This is a genomic window from Marinicella sediminis, assembly GCF_002000055.1.
Lineage (GTDB): Bacteria > Pseudomonadota > Gammaproteobacteria > Xanthomonadales > Marinicellaceae > Marinicella > Marinicella sediminis.
In genome coordinates, this window is record NZ_MVBD01000001.1 from 337,832 (window position 1) to 355,832 (window position 18,001).

At 50.1% G+C, this 18,001-nt stretch carries 18 protein-coding genes; 8 read left to right on the forward strand and 10 right to left on the reverse strand.

What is annotated here, in order from left to right:
* Positions 1–74: 74 nt before the first annotated feature.
* Positions 75–278 carry a DUF465 domain-containing protein gene (locus B0475_RS01615; RefSeq protein WP_077409660.1) on the forward strand — a complete coding sequence of 68 codons (204 nt, stop codon included), beginning with the start codon at positions 75–77 and terminating at the stop codon, positions 276–278.
* 48 nt (positions 279–326) lie between these two features.
* Entirely contained in the window at positions 327–1,169 is an 843-nt protein-coding gene (locus B0475_RS01620) for a hypothetical protein (RefSeq protein ID WP_077409661.1), read from the forward strand.
* On the opposite strand, the gene B0475_RS01625 is transcribed toward B0475_RS01620, so the two are convergent.
* Together B0475_RS01625 and B0475_RS01630 are read right to left on the reverse strand one after the other, a co-directional pair.
* On the reverse strand, positions 1,170–2,498 hold the full coding sequence (locus B0475_RS01625) for a DUF1501 domain-containing protein (protein WP_157892624.1): 1,329 nt from the start codon (positions 2,496–2,498) through the stop codon (positions 1,170–1,172).
* 10 nt (positions 2,499–2,508) lie between these two features.
* The gene (locus tag B0475_RS01630; protein ID WP_077409663.1) at positions 2,509–4,305 is read right to left on the reverse strand and encodes a DUF1800 domain-containing protein; all 1,797 of its coding nucleotides are present in this window, start codon (positions 4,303–4,305) and stop codon (positions 2,509–2,511) included.
* 150 nt (positions 4,306–4,455) lie between these two features.
* Here B0475_RS01630 and B0475_RS01635 point away from each other — a divergent pair, with 150 nt between their 5' ends.
* From B0475_RS01635 to moaB, 4 genes are all read left to right on the forward strand, one after another.
* The gene (locus B0475_RS01635; protein ID WP_077409664.1) at positions 4,456–5,154 is read left to right on the forward strand and encodes a cupredoxin domain-containing protein; all 699 of its coding nucleotides are present in this window, start codon (positions 4,456–4,458) and stop codon (positions 5,152–5,154) included.
* A gap of 70 nt (positions 5,155–5,224) precedes the next feature.
* Positions 5,225–6,073 carry an AAA family ATPase gene (locus B0475_RS01640; RefSeq protein ID WP_077409665.1) on the forward strand — a complete coding sequence of 283 codons (849 nt, stop codon included), beginning with the start codon at positions 5,225–5,227 and terminating at the stop codon, positions 6,071–6,073.
* 14 nt (positions 6,074–6,087) lie between these two features.
* Positions 6,088–7,263, forward strand: a complete 1,176-nt coding sequence (locus B0475_RS01645) for a vWA domain-containing protein (protein ID WP_077409666.1) — start codon at positions 6,088–6,090, stop codon at positions 7,261–7,263.
* A gap of 44 nt (positions 7,264–7,307) precedes the next feature.
* Complete coding sequence (gene moaB, locus B0475_RS01650; RefSeq protein WP_077409667.1) at positions 7,308–7,802, forward strand: molybdenum cofactor biosynthesis protein B; 495 nt, start codon at positions 7,308–7,310, stop codon at positions 7,800–7,802.
* On the opposite strand, the gene B0475_RS01655 is transcribed toward moaB, so the two are convergent.
* Both B0475_RS01655 and B0475_RS01660 read right to left on the reverse strand, forming a co-directional pair.
* Positions 7,803–8,597 carry an ion transporter gene (locus B0475_RS01655; protein WP_077409668.1) on the reverse strand — a complete coding sequence of 265 codons (795 nt, stop codon included), beginning with the start codon at positions 8,595–8,597 and terminating at the stop codon, positions 7,803–7,805.
* Between the two features lie 134 nt (positions 8,598–8,731).
* Complete coding sequence (locus B0475_RS01660; protein WP_077409669.1) at positions 8,732–9,661, reverse strand: MBL fold metallo-hydrolase; 930 nt, start codon at positions 9,659–9,661, stop codon at positions 8,732–8,734.
* A gap of 68 nt (positions 9,662–9,729) precedes the next feature.
* Here B0475_RS01660 and B0475_RS01665 point away from each other — a divergent pair, with 68 nt between their 5' ends.
* Complete coding sequence (locus B0475_RS01665) at positions 9,730–10,182, forward strand: GNAT family N-acetyltransferase (RefSeq protein ID WP_077409670.1); 453 nt, start codon at positions 9,730–9,732, stop codon at positions 10,180–10,182.
* On the opposite strand, the gene B0475_RS01670 is transcribed toward B0475_RS01665, so the two are convergent.
* From B0475_RS01670 to rph, 4 genes are all read right to left on the reverse strand, one after another.
* Entirely contained in the window at positions 10,183–11,376 is a 1,194-nt protein-coding gene (locus B0475_RS01670; RefSeq protein ID WP_077409671.1) for an alkaline phosphatase PhoX, read from the reverse strand.
* Positions 11,377–11,447: 71 nt separating this feature from the next.
* Positions 11,448–12,596, reverse strand: coding sequence for a radical SAM family heme chaperone HemW (hemW, locus tag B0475_RS01675; RefSeq protein ID WP_077409672.1), 1,149 nt, complete (start codon positions 12,594–12,596; stop codon positions 11,448–11,450).
* A gap of 1 nt (position 12,597) precedes the next feature.
* Positions 12,598–13,185, reverse strand: coding sequence for an RdgB/HAM1 family non-canonical purine NTP pyrophosphatase (gene rdgB, locus B0475_RS01680; protein ID WP_077409673.1), 588 nt, complete (start codon positions 13,183–13,185; stop codon positions 12,598–12,600).
* Between the two features lie 2 nt (positions 13,186–13,187).
* A complete protein-coding gene (gene rph / locus B0475_RS01685) occupies positions 13,188–13,904 on the reverse strand; it encodes a ribonuclease PH (protein WP_077409674.1) in 717 nt (238 codons plus the stop codon).
* Positions 13,905–14,113: 209 nt separating this feature from the next.
* Here rph and B0475_RS01690 point away from each other — a divergent pair, with 209 nt between their 5' ends.
* Positions 14,114–14,530 carry a hypothetical protein gene (locus B0475_RS01690; RefSeq protein ID WP_077409675.1) on the forward strand — a complete coding sequence of 139 codons (417 nt, stop codon included), beginning with the start codon at positions 14,114–14,116 and terminating at the stop codon, positions 14,528–14,530.
* A 70-nt stretch (positions 14,531–14,600) separates the two neighbouring features.
* On the opposite strand, the gene B0475_RS01695 is transcribed toward B0475_RS01690, so the two are convergent.
* Both B0475_RS01695 and B0475_RS01700 read right to left on the reverse strand, forming a co-directional pair.
* Entirely contained in the window at positions 14,601–15,812 is a 1,212-nt protein-coding gene (locus B0475_RS01695) for a dihydrolipoamide acetyltransferase family protein (protein WP_077409676.1), read from the reverse strand.
* Positions 15,809–17,902, reverse strand: a complete 2,094-nt coding sequence (locus B0475_RS01700) for an alpha-ketoacid dehydrogenase subunit alpha/beta (RefSeq protein ID WP_077409677.1) — start codon at positions 17,900–17,902, stop codon at positions 15,809–15,811. The genes B0475_RS01695 and B0475_RS01700 overlap by 4 nt, the downstream gene beginning before the upstream one ends.
* Positions 17,903–18,001: the final 99 nt, after the last annotated feature.

Genomic DNA, 18,001 nt, shown 5'->3' on the forward strand with positions numbered 1-18,001 from the left:
CTGTTTATTTTTCAGGAAATGTGCAGAACGATAGGGTAAAATTTTATAACATTCAATCATTATTTCAGATAAACATGTCTTTGACACACAGCGAGATACGGCAGCGGCTCAAAGCCCTCAGCGAGGAACACCGTGAATTGGATGAAACCATAACACACCTGGTCGAAACGGCTGATTTGGATGAAATGAAGGTTAAGCGCATGAAAAAACGCAAGTTGAAAATCAAAGACATGATCATGGTCTATGAAGATATGTTGATTCCTGACATTGATGCCTGACAATTTGTCCCCAAATCTTACAAGGATTTTCACCAGAAACCATCGCCCATGAAATTACCTACCTGTTTACTCCTGTTGCTGTTGTCTGTGCCACTGCACAGTTTTCCGCTCAATTCTGCCGAGCCTGAATTCATTCGCCTGGTTGAAACCAGTGAACACAAAGCACTGCAGGTTTCTGTCGTCAGGTATCAGCCACGCACCGGTGGGGAGCTTATTGTTGACCTGGTGGGTGCTGTGCATGTGGGGGATCGGCAGTATTATCAGGACCTGAACCGCTTGTTTCAGAATTATGATGCGGTGCTTTATGAGCTGGTGGCTCCTGAAGGAACCTACATTCCCAAAGGAGGGGTGGAAAATAAAAGCCTGTTATCCAACATTCAGTCCACCATGAAAGACGTGCTTGGCTTGTCCTTTCAGATGGAAGAAATTGACTATACGCAACAACATTTTGTGCATGCGGATTTCACTCCAGAGGAATTCAGCAAAAGCATGGATGAAAAAGGTGAGTCGGTGTTCAGCATCATTTTTAACTTGTGGCGTGCCGGCTTGACCCAACAACTGAGCGGCCAGTCTGGTACCAGTGATTTTGATTTGATGATGGCACTGTTTGCTGATGATCGGCAAAACGCACTGAAATCGCTGATGGCCAGGGAATTGGCCAACTCCGAAGGGATGATGAAAGCATTGGAAGGTCCCGAAGGTTCAACCTTGGTGGCTGAAAGAAATAAAAAAGCGCTGACTGTGCTGAAACGTGAAATGGCGAACAACCACAAGTCATTCGCCATTTTTTACGGGGCTGCTCATCTGCCTGATTTTCATCAGCGGCTGATCAGCGATTTTGACCTGGTGCCAGTGTCAACTCAATGGGTTGATGCCTGGAAACTCAAGTAATCAGTCAAAAGTTCCGGTAAACAAGGGGTCATAGTTTTCTTCATAAACCGGGTTCAGTTCAACTCCATTGACCAGTCCCAGTGGGGTGTAATCATTGTAGCCGGGGAAGATGTACCCCAGGAATCGGTTGTGTTGTCTTTTGAGCAACACCTCACTGACCACATCACGGAAATCAACCGTTGCCTCAACATCATCTCCCTCATACAGTTGATTGGGAGCCAGGCCGGGGAATTGACCGTAAAAACCACCATTGACATGATCGCCAATGACAAACATGGGATTGCCATAACCGTGATCTGTGCTGTTATCGCTGTTTTCATAAGCCCGGCGGCCAAACTCGGATTGTACAATGATGGTAAACCGTCCATTGTGTGAGGCCGTCAAATCCTGATACAGGGCATGCAGGCCGGCAGACAGCTCTGAAGTCAGGTCTGCAAATTGACCGGTGGTACCCGTGCCTTGTCCGGTGTGGGTATCCCAACCACCAGTGGGGACATATGCCACTTCCAGATTCACATCGTTTTTATAGAGTTGGGCCACCGTGCGTAATTGTTGACCCAGAAAACCATCCGGATACTGGGCGTTGTTGCCAGGCACATAATTGTCCCAGTCAATTGACTGAATGATGCTTGAAGCATTAAGTGTTTGTGAGCCGACCAACTGTTCCAGGGTATTGGGGTTGGTATAGATTTCACCGAGGATATCCTGCATTTCATCAGTCCAGGCCCAATGCCCGTCGGACAAGCTGAATTCCTGGGGATTGGCCATCACCAGTGCAGTGGGGTCACCCAGTACCGCATCGGTGTTGTTATAAGACGGTACAATTGATGGCATCACCGCATCATCCGGGGTGTGCAGAGATGAATTGAAATATCGGGTCAGCCAGCCAGTGCCAAGGGTGGTCACTGATTGTGATCCCAGTTCCATGAAGCGGGTGGCTTCAAAATGTGATCGATTAGGCACCACCAGTCCGGTGGCATGAACGATGGCCATTTTATTGCTGTTGAACAAACTGGCCAGACCGGTTGCAGAAGGGTGCATGCCGAAGGCATTCTGACCATTGAGGGGCAACGATTCGGTGTTTGGAATGTGTAACGTTGGTCGCAAGGTGGTGCTGTATTCAACGTAGTCATTGCCTGAACGAGGCGGCACCATGTTCAATCCATCCATGCCTCCATTGAGAAAGACGTACACCAACAGGTCTCGACCGGAGCCACCGGACCCACCCCTGACGAGCGAATTGGCAAAACCCAGTTGTAAGCCGCCCAAACCAGCCACACTGACCAGGCCTGAGCCTTTAAGAAACTTTCTTCGATTCATTTTTTTCATGGTCATTACCTCATCTGTAGCTGAATTCAGCGGTCAGGAATATGGTGGACACCACTGCAAACAAGCGTTCCTGGTTGTAGCCAGGCCAGTCATTGGAGTCCAGATCTATGGGGGTGTTGCGATCACTGCCAACTGGTGTGGTGTTGTCCTGATAGGACATGAATTTGGCCAATTTATCCTGGCTGTTGCTGTCCGGAATGATGCCGCAGGCACGTTGATACCAAAAATCCACCATGTTGTTGGCAGTGCGGTCACTGGGATTGGGAAAAGCCGTTTTGGTAATTTCAACGATCTGATTAAAGGGGACATCTCCATTGTGGCCATCCCTGAAACGTGAGGTCCACTGAATAAACTTCCAGGTGGACATGGTGCTTGATGCACCCAACCAATGGGATTTGTAATCTGGATAACCGTTGGGCGAAGTCCAATGAAATGGATGCTGGCCAGAGTCCATGAACCCCCAGTGATGCCAATTGGTGTATTCCACCGTAGGGTCAAAGCTGAAGCCATATTCTATTTGACGCAATGCAGAGATCAGTTTTTCGAAGGGGCGTTTGATTTTCTCCCCCCAGGTGCTCAGGAATTCATTGGATTTAAGCAGCACTTCCATGGCTTGTTTGATCTGATCACTGGCTTGCCAATTCTGCTGCAGGGTGTTGGCCACCTGGTCAACAATGCTTTGTGGTGGTTCATCGGCAATGAACCGACGACACAGCTTGAGAGCCAGAAATTGTGCTGTGGCTGGGTGTTCAGCGAGCATGTCGAGGATGTCATTGACATCTTTTTCAGGGTTGTTTGAATCATATAAAAAGTCAGTTCCCATCACTCGTTTGATGCCTTGGTCATGCCAGTCAGAACGGAACATGAACAAACCAGTTGGGGCCAGATTGGGATTGATTGGTGGGTTATACAGGTATTGATAGTCCTGCCAGCTGGCACCTGAAAAGGACCAACCTGTTAATGCTCGGGCCAGTTCCTGAACATCGGCTTCAACATACCCAGTGCGGCGGCCCTGACCATCAACAGGCACATCTTGCCATGGCATGTGGCCAAAGTAATTAGCGGCACTGATGGTGTGCAGTTCCAGCAGTTCGCGGGCATAGTTTTCATTGGGTGCAGATTGCTCGTTCACACCGTTACCCAGGTATGACAGCATGCAATTGGAGCGGGTCACTTCATACAGCATGTTGCGGAAGTTGCCCAGTACTTCCGGGCGAATGACATCACGGTCATAGTGGACAAACATGGGTTGGATGTTGTCACCTTCCATATAAACATTGAAATGGTTGTGCCAGAAATCGGCCATCATCTCCTGTAATTGTCGTTTGCTGTTGATGGCTCTGATGAAGGTGGCGTAGACAGTTTCACGGCCAGGCTGTATGTGTACATCCCATGGGATGTCACCGCCGCCTGGAATGTGAACATGTTGCTGAAAAAATTGTTGCTGGGTTTTGTTCAGGGTTTGAAAGCCCTGGTTGAGCATGTTGTCCACAACACTGTCGTCCAGCAGATCCGGTTCCAGTTGCTCGTCAATATAGGCCAGGATGCGGTCCATTTCACTGGCTCCGCCGAGACCACTGATGTGATCAAGGTCAGCCTGGTTACTGCCAAAAGCCATTTTACTCAAAACCCGATGAGTCAGGCTGGGGGTGGGAATACCGCCTCGTAACTGACTGGGAACCTGGGTCATGCTGGCCGCAGTACCCGGGTTGAATGCCGGTGTGGCTTTGTGCTGAACCGGTCCAATTGATTTGGGCGGCAGGTTTTTATCACTCGCCGGATGGTGTTTTTTTCGGTATAAATTCATCGCCTGAACTCCTCTCTGATGCCTTTAATCTAGATTGAACGGTACGGACATTGTGAGAATCAGTTCACACATCAGGGCATACAATGACCAGGAAACCCGGAATTAGCAAAAAATTAACTTCACCCACAGGATTTTGGCTAAGATAAAGCGATGAAGAATCCACAGGTGACAAAATATGCCCAGTTTTGGCTGTTGACCCTCTGTATGGTCAGTTTGACTGTATCTGCCGCGGTTCATGAGGTCATTGTGCAGGACAATTCATTCAGTCCGGCCACCGTGGTTATTGAGGCCGGAGACACAGTTCGCTGGATCAATCAAGGCCCTGGGGCACATAACATTTATGCAGTGGGCAGGTTCCGTTGTGCCAATGGTTGCGAAGCCGAAGGTGGAAACGGCAACCCCTCCAATGCGGCCTGGGTTGCAGAGGTCACCTTCCGGGTGCCCGAAACCATCCCATATGAATGTCAGCCGCATGTTAATTTTGGTATGGTAGGCACCATAGTGGTCAACCAACCGGCTGATGCTGTGGTTCCTGAAATCACTGCCAATCCTGACAACACATTCAGCCCAACTCAGCTGACCATCATGCAAGGTGACGTGGTCTTTTTCCGGAATGCCGGTGGTGAGCACAACATCCACAGTAATGACGATGGCCTGATTTGTGCTGATGGTTGTGTTGGTGACGGACAAAATGCAGACGCCGACCCAACCGGATTTCCCTGGGAGTTTTATCACCGGTTTGCGCAACCAGGTACGGTGATTTTGCAATGTGATAACCCGGCACACCCCGCCCAATTGACGACGATTGAGGTCATCAGTGAACTGATTTTCTCCAATGGTTTCGATTGATTGAGCAGATGGCTGGTATGCAAACCAGCTGCTTGATAAAATAAACCTTCACCCATAAACACACAAACCCATGACCCGATTTACCGGTACCGATCAATACGTCGCCACCGACGACCTGCAACTGGCAGTCAATGCCGCTGTGACCCTGCAACGACCGCTGCTGATCAAAGGCGAGCCCGGCACAGGCAAAACCATGCTGGCTGAAGAGGTGGCTGCTGCCATGGGCAAGCGATTGCTCTGTTGGCACATCAAATCAACCACAAAAGCCCAACAAGGCTTGTACGAATACGATGCGGTTTCCCGGTTGCGCGATTCTCAACTGGGCGATGAAAAGGTGCATGACATCAAAAATTACATCAAACAAGGCATGCTGTGGCAAGCCTTTACGGCGGATGAACAGGTGGTGTTGCTGATTGATGAAATTGATAAAGCCGACATTGAGTTTCCCAATGATTTATTGGTTGAGCTGGATAAGATGCAATTCACTGTATACGAGACCGGTGAGACCATCGTTGCCAGGCAGCGGCCAATCATCATCATCACCAGTAACAATGAAAAAGAATTGCCCGATGCTTTCTTGCGTCGTTGCTTTTTTCACTACATTAATTTCCCGGATAAAAAAACCATGGAAGAGATCATTCGGGTGCATCATCCTGAACTGAAAAAAAACATGCTCAATGCAGCCCTTGAAGTGTTTTTTGAAGTCAGAGAAGTGCCGGGCCTGAAGAAAAAACCATCCACTTCAGAATTGATTGACTGGATCAAACTGCTGGTGGCTGATGACATTCCGATTGAGGCTTTACAAAACAAGAGTATCAAAGAAGCCATTCCACCCCTCTACGGTGCATTACTGAAAAATGAACAGGATGTGCACATGTTGCAGAAACTGGCTTTCATGATGCGCCGGGACAGCCGGTGATGACAGGTTGATCGATGCTGATTGATTTTTTCTACACATTGAAAAAAGCCGGTTTACCGGTTTCTCTCAAAGAATTGCTGGCCTTGCTCGAAGCCCTGGAGCAGCAAGTGATTTTCGCTTCAGTGGATGATTTTTATCACCTGTCCAGGATGTGCATGATCAAAGATGAAAAATACTTTGATCGATTTGATCAGGCATTCGGGCATTATTTCCATGATTTGGAGATGATTGAAGATTTTGAATCGTTTCTGATTCCTCACGATTGGTTGAATCCGGATTGGATCAAAAACTTATCGGATGAGGACAAAGCCAAAATTGAAGCCCTGGGTGGTTTTGATAAACTGATGGAGACCCTGAAAAAACGTTTGGAAGAACAGCAGAAAAAACACCAGGGAGGTAACAAATGGATTGGTACCGGTGGCACCTCGCCTTTTGGTCATGGTGGATATAACCCGGAAGGTGTCCGCATCGGTGGAGAAAGTCGTCACCAGCGGGCGGCCAAGGTCTGGGAAAAGCGGCAATTCAAAAACCTTGATGGCGCCGCTGAAATGAACACCCGGGCAATGAAAATGGCGCTGCGCAAACTCAGGAAATTCGCCCGCACCGGGGCGGCAGAAGAATTGGATTTATCAGGCACCATTAAATCCACTGCAGACAATGCTGGCCTGCTGGACCTGAAGATGCGCCCTGAACGGCACAATGCAGTTAAATTACTGGTGTTTTTTGATGTCGGCGGTTCCATGGATTATCATGTGCAGCAATGTGAGGAATTGTTCACGGCGGTGCGGGCTGAGTTCAAGCACCTGGAATATTTTTATTTTCATAATTGTATTTATGAGAAACTCTGGCAGGATAACCACCGGCGCTGGGAAGAAAACATCAGCACCTGGGAAGTGCTGAACACCTACGGGGATGATTATCATGTGATGGTGGTTGGCGATGCAGCCATGTCACCCTATGAGATCACGGAACCCTATGGCAGCGTTGAACACATGAACGAAGAGCCGGGTCATGTTTGGCTCAGGCGCATCACAGAACACTGGAAAAAACTGGTATGGCTGAACCCCGTACCTGAAGAGTACTGGTCTTATACCCATTCCACGCAGATGCTGAATAAGCTGGTCAACCGGCACATGTATCCATTGAACCTGAATGGTTTGCAGGACGCGATTGATGCCCTGGCCAAATAACCACAGGTTGTCCATTTACAGACAGCCCTGAAAGAGAAGAATTAATGAGTAAAACGGCATTGAATATGGCGGTCCTGACGGTCAGTGACACCCGCACCCTTGAAACCGACACATCTGGATCAACCTTGGCAGAGCGCATCCGGCAGGACGGTCACCATTTGGTTGACAGAAAGTTGGTGAAAGATGATTTATTCCACATCAGAGCCATCATCGCTGATTGGATTTTTCAACCGGGGATTCAGGTGGTGTTGATCACCGGTGGGACGGGTTTTTCCGGCCGGGATGTCACTCCAGATGCCATTGCGCCATTGCTGGTTGATGTGATTCCCGGTTTTGGTGAATTGTTCAGACAACTGTCATTCCAGGAAGTGGGCACTTCAACCATACAGTCCAGGGCAGTGGCCGGATTGGCCAACCGCACCATGGTGGTGGCCTTGCCAGGGTCCACCGGAGCGTGCCGTACGGCCTGGGATCGCATCCTCAAAGAGCAATTGGACAGCACCCACAAGCCATGTAACTTTGTGGCTGAAATCAGCTGATCAGCGTTGGCCTGAACGAATCAGTGCTTTGATTTCATCCAGTTCCTGCTGGATTTTGTCCAGCTGGTTTAATTCTTCTTCATTCTGTTCCAGCAACAAGCGATCGTGTGCCGCATTCTCTTTTTCAAGAACACTGACCACAATACCAATGACCATGTTCAAAAAGGCAAATGCGGTGAAGAAAATGAAAGACAGGTAAAAAGACCAGCTCAATGGATATGTTTCCATCGTTTCATACATCACATCGGTCCAGTCCTCAAAGGTCATGACCCTGAACAGCGTCAACATGCTGGTGGCAATGTCTCCCCAAAGAACCGGGTTGATGGTATTGAAAAAGAAACTGCCGACCGCACCATAAATATAAAAAATGATGAACATCAAAAGCATCACGTAAGACAATTGTGGCATCGCTTTGAGCAAGGAGTTGATCAGAATTCTTAATTCAGGGACAATGGAAACCATCCGCAAAACCCTGAAAACACGAACCAGACGCCCGATCAGGGCCATTTCTGAGTCTTCAATGGGTATCAGGCTGACCACCACAATCAACGTATCGAATACATTCCAGCCACTTTTGAAAAACCGTTTTTTATCATCACATGCGATGAAACGCATGGTGATTTCAGCCAGGAAAAACAAGGTTACTGCCCAGTCAGCATAAGTCAGAAAGTGCACCAGTGTGGGAGGTAAGTGGTAGGTTTTAGCACCGATCAGCAGGGCGGACAGAATGATCACTGAGACCACAGACCATTCGAATATTTTGTTTTCAGTGATGTTTTTCAAGGTGTTTTTCATGCGCGCCAGTCATCCATAAAATCTTCACCTTTATAAGGGCAATTGCGCCAGATACAATCGATTTCGCTGAAATAGCGACACAAAAAAACCGGCCTGAGTCCAGACCGGTCTGTGTTGCTCAGCTGCTTAACGGTTCAATGGCTGTGATCGTGACCGTCGTGGCTGTGTTTGGATTTGGCCGACAAGCCGTTGAACATTTGCTTGGTCATGCGCTCTGTGGTGATGAAACCCCAGTTCCAGTCATCATGGTATTTTTGCAGCGGCCTGGCTTCGAGAATTTGTTCAACTGTGAGACCGTTCTCGATGTGCTTGCTGATGATGTTTTTGGCATCAATTAACATATCAACGGCTTTTTGCAGGTCCTGTTTACTGGCCAGTGGGCCATGGCCTGGAATGATCTTGGTGTCATCGTCAGACAAGCTGATGATTTTCATTTGTGCATGGATATAGCCATCTACAGAACCACCGGAATCCAGGTCAATGTATGGAAACAAGCCATTGAAAAACACATCACCGGCATGAATGACATTGGCGCTGCTGAAATGAATGATGGCATCGCCATCTGTATGTGCTGCTGGTACATGTATGGCCTTGGCTGGCTGACCGTTGAAATGGAAAGTCATTTGTTCAGCAAAAGTTATGACCGGTAAAGCTGCTTTGGGTGCCGGTACCATGCCTTCGGCAGACTGTACGCCTTTATCCACCATGTGTCGTCGCAGGTTTTCATGAGCCACAATGTGGGTTTTTTGCTCGCCAAAAGCCGCATTGTTTCCGGTGTGATCACCATGAACGTGGGTGTTGATCAGAAAATCGATGTTGTGGTCAGTTAAACCTTTGATGGCTTGATTCATGATGTCCAGGTATTGTGGCATGGAATCATCAATCAGCACCACACCATCATCGCCGGTCAGTAATCCCAGATTACCGCCGGTGAACCCACCCTGACCGGCCAGCATATAAATACCAGGGCCGACTTCAGTGCTGGCAAAACTGATTTTGGGTTCATCTTTAGCGACTGCCAGGCCGGCCGTCAGCAGTGCTGTCAGGCAACAGATTTTTTTCATTATGAGGTCCTCTTAGAATTGATTAGATACTATAATCATCATAAGTCGTAATAATGTGAAGTGCAATCATGAAGGTCAGAAAAGCCAGGCTTGAAGACGTGTCCGTATTGGCGCCCTTGTTCGATGCCTACCGTCAATTTTATCATCAGGCACCAGATATGGCCGGTGCCCGGGCGTTTTTACATCAGCGCCTCAATCAACAGGAATCGGTTATTTTCCTGGCTGAGGATGATTCCGCAGTGTTGGGCTTCACCCAACTGTTCCCCAGCTTTTCTTCTGTATCCATGCAGCGTCTGTGGATCCTGAATGATTTGTTTGTGGCGGCAGATGCCCGGCAACGGGGGGTGGCCAATGCGCTGATGGAGTGCGCCAGACAATGGGCTGAAGACACCGCTGCCAAAGGCATCATTCTGGAAACGGACTGGGATAATGTGCAGGCTCAGGCGTTGTATCAGAAGCTGGGCTATGAGCAGCAAAACAGCACATACCATTATGCGCTGATGACTGCTCAGCGCCAATGATCAACTGGTTTTGAAAAATTGTTTCAGGTGCTCAAATGGGCCGGTCACTTCATAAGTGATCCCTCGGGATTGTCCGGCAGAAGGGCCGCGCTGTGAATTGAAATACATACGCGTACCATCATCAGTGAACGCCACTCCGGTGATTTCTGATTTCTGTTGATTTTCAATGTGTAACAAAGGTATGGCCACACCGGCTTCATTGAGCATCACAATTTGCATATTGCCACCATCTTCGCAGACAAATAAGGTGCCGTGATTGTCTACGGTGATGTTGTCCACGCCTGAAAGCACCGGGTATGCGCTGGTTTTGAAATCATAAATGACTTTGATGGTTTGTGTTTCGGTGTTCAATGACCAGATGCGGTTGTCACCTTTGGTGGAAAAATACACATGTCCGGCATAAAACCACAAGCCTTCTCCGCCATTGAATTCAGTGGCTTTTTTGACCTGAAAACGGGTTTCCAATTCGGGTTTAACCGGGTTGGGATCGGGTACATCGTGCCAGCTGACTTTGGCTGGTCCCTGCATGGGATCGCCCTGAACTTCTGCCACTTGCAAGCGGCCACCTGTATAACTTGGATAATTCGGCAGAACCGTGCGGTAAAAACAGCCGTTCTTTTCATCTTCGGTCAGGTAGATCACCCGATGCACCGGATCCACGGCACAGGCTTCGTGCTCAAAGGAACCCAGACAGTCAATGCGTTTGGCTGGATTCAAGCCAAAGGGATCGGTCTCCCACACCATGCCATAGGGGGTTTCTTCGGCTGACAACCAGGTGTTCCAGGGGGTTTTGCCACCGGCACAGTTCCATAGGGTGTTGTCCAGAATGCGATAGGCATCAATCACGTCCCCTTGTGCGTTGAATTTCAAAGCGCCGACACCGCCGGTTTTGCTTTCTTCATTACAGGCATACACCCAACCACCGTGGTTGCTGCGGCTGCGGTCTTTGAAAACGGCACCGCCATCGGGCAATTGATGCCAACGGTAGGAACTGTTGCTGCTGGGTTGAACGCCGGCTTGAGCGACGATGCGGGATTTAAAGCCGTAAGGCAACCTGATGCCATTGTGATCGGCCGGTAACAGGTGCCGCATGGCCTGTTGTTCTTTTTGGCCCGCCAGGCTGACGGCCGGGTAGGTCAGGCTCAAAGCTGAAATTTTAAGCAGGTTACTGACAAAGGTGCGTCGGTTGGTCATGTTGCTGTGTTAAATGATCGGACAGTAATTGTACTGATTTATTGTGTCAATCACATCAAAAGTCAACGCGATCAAAGCAATTTTTGTAAGATTTCATCACTCATCAAAAAGCCTTGTTCGGTCAATTGCACGCCTTGATCATCCAACAGATACCAGTCTTCAGGCACCTGCTTGTTAAAAACTGATTGGATGGCAGCAGCCGGCAAACCGGTTGTGTCGGTGAAACGTTGCCAGGTCAGGGGTGTTTTGATGCGCAGGTGATTCAATAAAAACTCAAATGTCAGGTCTGCAGGCTCCAGCACACGGGTTTCCACAATGCGCTGTTCATTGTGCGCTTTTTGGAGGTATGTTTGCGGGTGTTTTTGTTTGATTTGTCGTTGCACCTGACCTGAATGTCCCATGGTCAGTTTGCTGTGAGCGCCCGCACCGATGCCAAGATAATCACCAAATTGCCAGTAATTCATGTTGTGCTCACTCTGATGGCCATTGCGGGCATATGCCGAGACCTCGTATTGAGTGAAGCCATGTTCGGTCAACAGTTGCTGACCCTGAGCGAACATGTCGTGCTGCAATTCAGTGTCTGGCAGGTGCCGGGGTGTTTTAACTGCAAACAGGGTATTGGGCTCGATGGTCAGCTGATAATAAGAAACGTGGCTTGGTTCCATGTCCAGTAATTGCAGCAAATCCTCTTTGGCCTGTTGCAAGGTTTGCCCCGGCAGGCCAAACATCAGGTCCAGGTTGTAATTGTCATAACCACTTTGCCTGGCCATTTGCACCGCCTTACGGGCCTGGTCAGCGTTGTGTATGCGGCCAAGTTTGTGAAGCTGGTCATCATCCAGAGACTGAATGCCGAATGACAGTCGGTTGATGCCGGCTGTCAGGTAACCGGAAAAGTCATCGAATTCCTGGCTGCCCGGGTTGACCTCCATGGTGACCTCGGCATCCGGCCGCAGTGGTAGCAAGGCCCGCACCTGATTCATCAGGGTTTGCATGCTGCCGGCACCGAATAAACTTGGGGTGCCGCCACCCATGAAAATGCTGTTGACTGTGCGGCCCCAGACCTGGGGCAGGTCCTGCTGCAGATCACTGACCAGTGCTTCGATATAGGCTTGCTGATCCAGCTGGTTTTTCAGTTCGTGGGAATTAAAATCACAGTAAGGACATTTGCGCACGCACCAGGGAAAATGGATGTACAGACTCAGTTTGGGTGGGATCAGCATGTTATAACAGACTGGCCAGTTGCGGATGCAGTTGCCGGATGGCCTGGCCACGGTGAGATAATTGTTTTTTTTGTTCCGGCTCGAGTTCTGCAGCGGTGCACTTCAGCGACGGAATGAAAAACACCGGGTCATAGCCAAACCCTCCCTCTCCACTGGCCACCGTGGATATTTCACCGTGCCACAAACCTTTGGCGATCAGCGGATCGGGATCCAGGTGGTGACGCATGAACACCAGGCAGCAATAAAAATGCGCCGACCGGACGTCACTGCCTGCCAGTTCAATCAGTAGTTTATCCACGTTTTGCTGATCGCTGGCGTCATCTCCTGCATAGCGAGCTGAGCGCACTCCGGGTTGCCCCTGCAAGACGGGGACAATCAATCCGGAATCATCTGCCAGTGCCGGTAACCCGCTGAGCTGACTGGCATGACGGGCTTTGATGATGGCATTCTCTATAAATGTGGTGCCGGTTTCCGCCACCTCATAGGCAACTGTTTTTGGCTGTGGCTGTAATGCAATCCCCAGATCAGCAAAAGCCTGGCTAAATTCCTTGAGTTTGCCGGCATTGCCACTGGCGAGGATGATGTTCATGGTTATTTGGCCAGGGCCTGATTCTGATGATCAATCAATTGCCTGATACCGGATTCTCCAAGGTCCAGTAATTCATTGAGTTCATCACGGCGGAACGCGTGGCCTTCAGCGGTGCCCTGGACTTCGATGAAATGGCCACCGTCGTTCATCACGATGTTCATGTCGGTTTCGGCATTGGAGTCTTCCGGGTAATCCAGGTCAAGTACGGCCTGGTTCTTGAATATGCCGACGGACACCGCAGCCACCTGTCCATGTATCGGGTTATGTTTAAGGGTACCGTCTTTGACCAATGAGTCGATCGCATCATACATCGCCACATAGGCACCGGTGATGGAGGCGGTGCGGGTGCCGCCATCGGCCTGGATGACATCACAGTCGACAGTGATGACACGTTCGCCCAGGGCTTTCAAATCTACCACTGCACGCAAGGAGCGCGCAATCAGGCGTTGGATCTCCAGTGTTCGGCCACCTTGTTTGCCACGCGCTGCTTCGCGGCCCATGCGGGAATTGGTGGAGCGTGGCAACATGCCATATTCGGCGGTCACCCAGCCCTGTTTGCTGCCCCTGAGCCATCCCGGCAGGCGGTCTTCAATACTGGCATTGCACAGCACCTTGGTGTTGCCACAGCTGATCAGGACTGAGCCTTCGGCATGCATGGTGTAATGACGCTCAATGGTCACGGGTCTGAGTTCGTTGGCTTCTCTGGCAGATGGTCTCATTTCAATATCAGGGTGAGGAAAAGCTGCATTTTAACATTGGCTGTGGGTGATCCGATAGCGGTTGATGCCGGACGAGCAACGAAACATGAATCAGCCGTGTGGCAAAAGTGTGAACAGTTACCCCAATTGCAAGATGTGCCAACTGGCATCATGCAATTTAAACCGAGGTTTGCTAAAATCATTGTTTTATCACATTAAGAGGAGTCACCATGTCTTGGGTATTTTTAATCACATTGATTGCCCTGGGGTTGATCGCAGCCGCCGGGAAAGTGGGGGAATTGATTCCAGCCAGTAAAAACCTGACTGATTTTTTGAAGGATTCATCAGGTTGGGTGGGATTGGTTGCCATCTTTTTGGGCCTGTGGTGGGTGATCCGCCTGTTCTGGTACATCGGACCGATGCTCAAATACGCCTTCCTGACCTGGTTGATTGCCATGGCCAGCGCTTTGGTGATGCTGGCGCTGGGCTTGGTGTTTGCCAAAGGTCAGCTCAGTGAATGGACCAGTTCTAATGAAAAGATCAATGGGCCATTGAATAAAATATGGGCGGCTCTTGAGCCAAAGCAGGAAATGTTGGGCCTGGTGGCGTTGATTCTGGCCCTGGTATATTTAGGCAGAATCATCTGATTCAGATGAATAAAGAGCATAAAAAAACCCGCCATCAGGCGGGTTTTTTTGTGGCCGTCCACCAGTGATTTCAAGTCCAGTTCTCGATCACCTGCTTGAAGTGACTGAGGAAGTCATTGGTCTGGTAGGCATCCAGCGAACGGTGGTCAATGGTCAGGCTGACAAAGCACATCGGCTTGATGACCATCATGTCCTGGCCGTTGTGTTCTTCGACCACCACCCGTTTTTCCATTTTGCCCAAGCCGAGGATGGCAGATTGGGGCTGGTTAATAATAATTGGTGTGGCCACCAGCGAGCCGGAAACACCGTGGTTGGAAATGGTGAAGGTGCCACCCTGGGTGTCTTTAGGGGTCAGTCTGTTGTTGCGGGCTTTGTCGGTCAGCTCAGTCAACTGTTCAGCGATTTGTTCCAGATGGAGGTTCTGGCATTGCTTTATCACTGGTACGATCAGACCGTCATCACCCAGTGCGGTGCCAAAACCCATGTTGACGTGCTTGAAGACCTCCAGACCGTGCTCATGAAAGCGACTGTTGACCTTGGGCTGGTGCTTGATGGCCTGTACGGCGGCGGCCATGAAGTAAGCGGTGAAAGTCAGTTTGATGCCGCGAGCCGCCAGGGTTTCTTTGTGGGCTTTGCGGTGGCGGATGATGGCCGTTAGATCCAGATCAAAAACCGAAGTCACATGTGGTGCGGTTTGCACACTCATCTGCATGTGTTCGGCAATGCGTTGACGCATTGGGGTATGTGGAATCAGTTCACTGCCAGCTTCAATCGGTGTGACCGGTGCCGCGCTGGCGGGTTTGCCGGCCAGATGAGCTTTGATGTCACGGGTGGTGACCCGGTTGTTTTTGCCGGTACCAGAGATTTGGTTGATGTCCAGCGGATGCTGTTGAAGTAAACGCCGAACTGCCGGACTTATGAAGGTAGAAGGAGGATCGGGTTGTCCGGCAGTCGGGTCTTTACGAGGTAACTCGGTTGAAACCTGATTTGGAGTAGCAGTTTCTTCTGTATTTGTTTCGTTCGCTGCTTTGGACACTGCCCCGGTTTGAATGGTTCCCAATATTTTATTTTCTTCTGCAGGTTCCCCTTCAGTGACCAGAATTTCGTGCAGTACACCATCGGCAGGGGCGATCACTTCCATCATTACTTTATCGGTTTCCAGTTCAATGATGGGCTCGTCTTTAACCACCTGTTCACCGACTTGTTTCAGCCATTGGGCCACGGTGGCCTGGGTGCCTTCGGTCTGATCGGCATTCAGTTTGATCTCTGTCAGTTGGTTCATACCTGGTCCAGCTCCATAATGCGCCTGGCGATGCGGTCCGGATTGGGCAGCGCGTGTTCCATCAATTGAGGATCATGGGGATTACCAATGTCAGCAGTGGCCAGGCGTTCAATCGGTGCATCCAGAAAGAAAAAGGCTTCTTTGGCCAGCACGGCGGCAATTTCTGCCCCGAACCCTGCGGAAACATTGTCTTCGTGAACAATCAGGCAGCGACCGGTGCGCTTAACCGATTCCAGCACCATGTCTTTGTCCCAGGGACGCAGGGTGCGCAGGTCAATCAGTTCTGCTTCGACGCCGGTTTGTTCGATGGCGCTTTGGCACATGTGTACCATGCCGCCCCAGCTGACCACCGTCAGACGATCGCCGGATAAGATTTTTTTGCCCTTGCCGAACGGGATGATGTACTGATCACCCGGATAGGGGCGCCTGGCCCACATGTGGTCGAGCATTTTGCGGTGTTCAAAAAAGATGGTGGGGTTATTGTTGCGCAATGCATAGCGTAACAGACCCACAGCATCTTCGGCATTGGAGGGCATGGCCACTTGCCAGCCAATGGCATGTACCCATTTGACTTCAGCACACTGTGAATGCCAGGGATCGCCACAGCCAAAATAACCACCGGCCATGCGCACCACCATGGGTGCGGCAAAACGGTTGTTGGTGCGCCAGCGCATGGAGCCGGTTTCATTCAGTTGTTCTTCAGCCGGATCAGCGTATTTGCGGAATTGAATCTCTGGTACCGGTAACAGCCCGGCAAGGGCCATTCCCAGTGAACGACCAATGATGCCTTCCTCTGACAGACTGGTGTCGAACACCTGCGCTTCGCCATGTTTTTCCTGTAAACCCAGGGTCACTGCATGTACCCCGCCTTTGGCGCCAACGTCTTCGCCAAAGACCAGCATTTTATTGTTGTGGCTCAGTTCAAAATCCAGGGTTTTGCGGATTGCGGTGACCATATTAATGCGGCCTGGTTCGGCGATGACTTCTTCTGAGGCCGGTGGAAAAATTGGGCGTTCCAGATGAATACCCCCTTGCTGTTGCAGGATGGGCTGGCCTTGCTCATCAAATTCTTCGAAGGCATGGGTTTCCACTTCTGCCGGATTGGCATATGGTTGTTGATCCACGGCCTCAGCTGCCTGACGGGTCAGGTCTTTGGCATCCTGCTCCCACTGTTGCCAATCCTGTTTGCTGGCCAGGCCATGAGAAAACAGGTATTTTTGCAGTTTGGGTAATGGGTCGTGCTGTTGTTCAAAAGCAATCCGTTCCTCAGATTTATAACTTTGTGTGTCTTGTGCTGAATGGCCGTTCAGGCGGGGTACCGTCAACCTCAGTAACACTGGTTTGCGCTGATCGCGAACATGATCGTTGGCTTGCTGAATGAGATTGGCTGCCTCTTCGGGATTGGTGCCATCACCGGACAACAGATGTATGCCTTTGAAAGAAGCCAGGTTTTTAACGATGTTACCGCCAGGAGTCTGAAAACTGGAGGGCACAGAAATGCCATAGCCGTTGTCTTCGATGTAAAACAACATGGGTAATTGCAGGGTGGTGGCCATGGTCAGCGCCGACCAAAAACCATTGGTTGCCACAGAACCGTCACCGCCAAGTACCAGGCCCATGGCATCATCCCAAGCGGGATTTTTCAATTCCTTGCGGTGGTATTCAATGGCTTGAGCCCAGCCGGCTACCGGGGTGTACTGAGCCCCCACGCCGCCAGACATGGGCAGCACGCAAGCGCCGTCGTGATTGGGTTGATTGAACACCACGCCAATGTCACGGCCATTGGAAAAGCCCCCCTGACGCATCATGGTGGCTTGCAGAAATTGTTCCACTGGCAGTCCGAGTGACATCAACAGAGGGCGGGAGCGGTAGTAACCTGAAACAGCATCCTTTTTGCGGTCCAGCATTTGTCCAAGCATGATTTGTGCCATGTCGTGCCCCCGGGCAGAAAATTGATACAGGACTTTCTTTTGTTTGACCAGTTCAAATTCTTCCAGGTCATCCAATGCGCGGGAGGTGAGCAAGGTTTGGGCCAGTTTTTGCCAGTCGATGGTACTGGCTGAGTTGTGTTGATCTTTGATCAGTTGCATGGACGGGCTCGGTATTCAAACCAACCATTATCGGTGATCAGGATTAAAATGTGCTTGCCAAACCATGCGTGAAACATCTAACTGAAGCATAAATATTTC

Coding starts and splice junctions, on each gene's coding strand:
- B0475_RS01615 (WP_077409660.1), top strand. CDS start 75: ATGTCTTTGACACACAGCGAGATACGGCAGCGGCTCAAAGCCCTCAGC.
- B0475_RS01620 (WP_077409661.1), top strand. CDS start 327: ATGAAATTACCTACCTGTTTACTCCTGTTGCTGTTGTCTGTGCCACTG.
- B0475_RS01625 (WP_157892624.1), bottom strand. CDS start 2,498: ATGAAAAAAATGAATCGAAGAAAGTTTCTTAAAGGCTCAGGCCTGGTC.
- B0475_RS01630 (WP_077409663.1), bottom strand. CDS start 4,305: ATGAATTTATACCGAAAAAAACACCATCCGGCGAGTGATAAAAACCTG.
- B0475_RS01635 (WP_077409664.1), top strand. CDS start 4,456: ATGAAGAATCCACAGGTGACAAAATATGCCCAGTTTTGGCTGTTGACC.
- B0475_RS01640 (WP_077409665.1), top strand. CDS start 5,225: ATGACCCGATTTACCGGTACCGATCAATACGTCGCCACCGACGACCTG.
- B0475_RS01645 (WP_077409666.1), top strand. CDS start 6,088: ATGCTGATTGATTTTTTCTACACATTGAAAAAAGCCGGTTTACCGGTT.
- moaB (WP_077409667.1), top strand. CDS start 7,308: ATGAGTAAAACGGCATTGAATATGGCGGTCCTGACGGTCAGTGACACC.
- B0475_RS01655 (WP_077409668.1), bottom strand. CDS start 8,597: ATGAAAAACACCTTGAAAAACATCACTGAAAACAAAATATTCGAATGG.
- B0475_RS01660 (WP_077409669.1), bottom strand. CDS start 9,661: ATGAAAAAAATCTGTTGCCTGACAGCACTGCTGACGGCCGGCCTGGCA.
- B0475_RS01665 (WP_077409670.1), top strand. CDS start 9,730: ATGAAGGTCAGAAAAGCCAGGCTTGAAGACGTGTCCGTATTGGCGCCC.
- B0475_RS01670 (WP_077409671.1), bottom strand. CDS start 11,376: ATGACCAACCGACGCACCTTTGTCAGTAACCTGCTTAAAATTTCAGCT.
- hemW (WP_077409672.1), bottom strand. CDS start 12,596: ATGCTGATCCCACCCAAACTGAGTCTGTACATCCATTTTCCCTGGTGC.
- rdgB (WP_077409673.1), bottom strand. CDS start 13,185: ATGAACATCATCCTCGCCAGTGGCAATGCCGGCAAACTCAAGGAATTT.
- rph (WP_077409674.1), bottom strand. CDS start 13,904: ATGAGACCATCTGCCAGAGAAGCCAACGAACTCAGACCCGTGACCATT.
- B0475_RS01690 (WP_077409675.1), top strand. CDS start 14,114: ATGTCTTGGGTATTTTTAATCACATTGATTGCCCTGGGGTTGATCGCA.
- B0475_RS01695 (WP_077409676.1), bottom strand. CDS start 15,812: ATGAACCAACTGACAGAGATCAAACTGAATGCCGATCAGACCGAAGGC.
- B0475_RS01700 (WP_077409677.1), bottom strand. CDS start 17,902: ATGCAACTGATCAAAGATCAACACAACTCAGCCAGTACCATCGACTGG.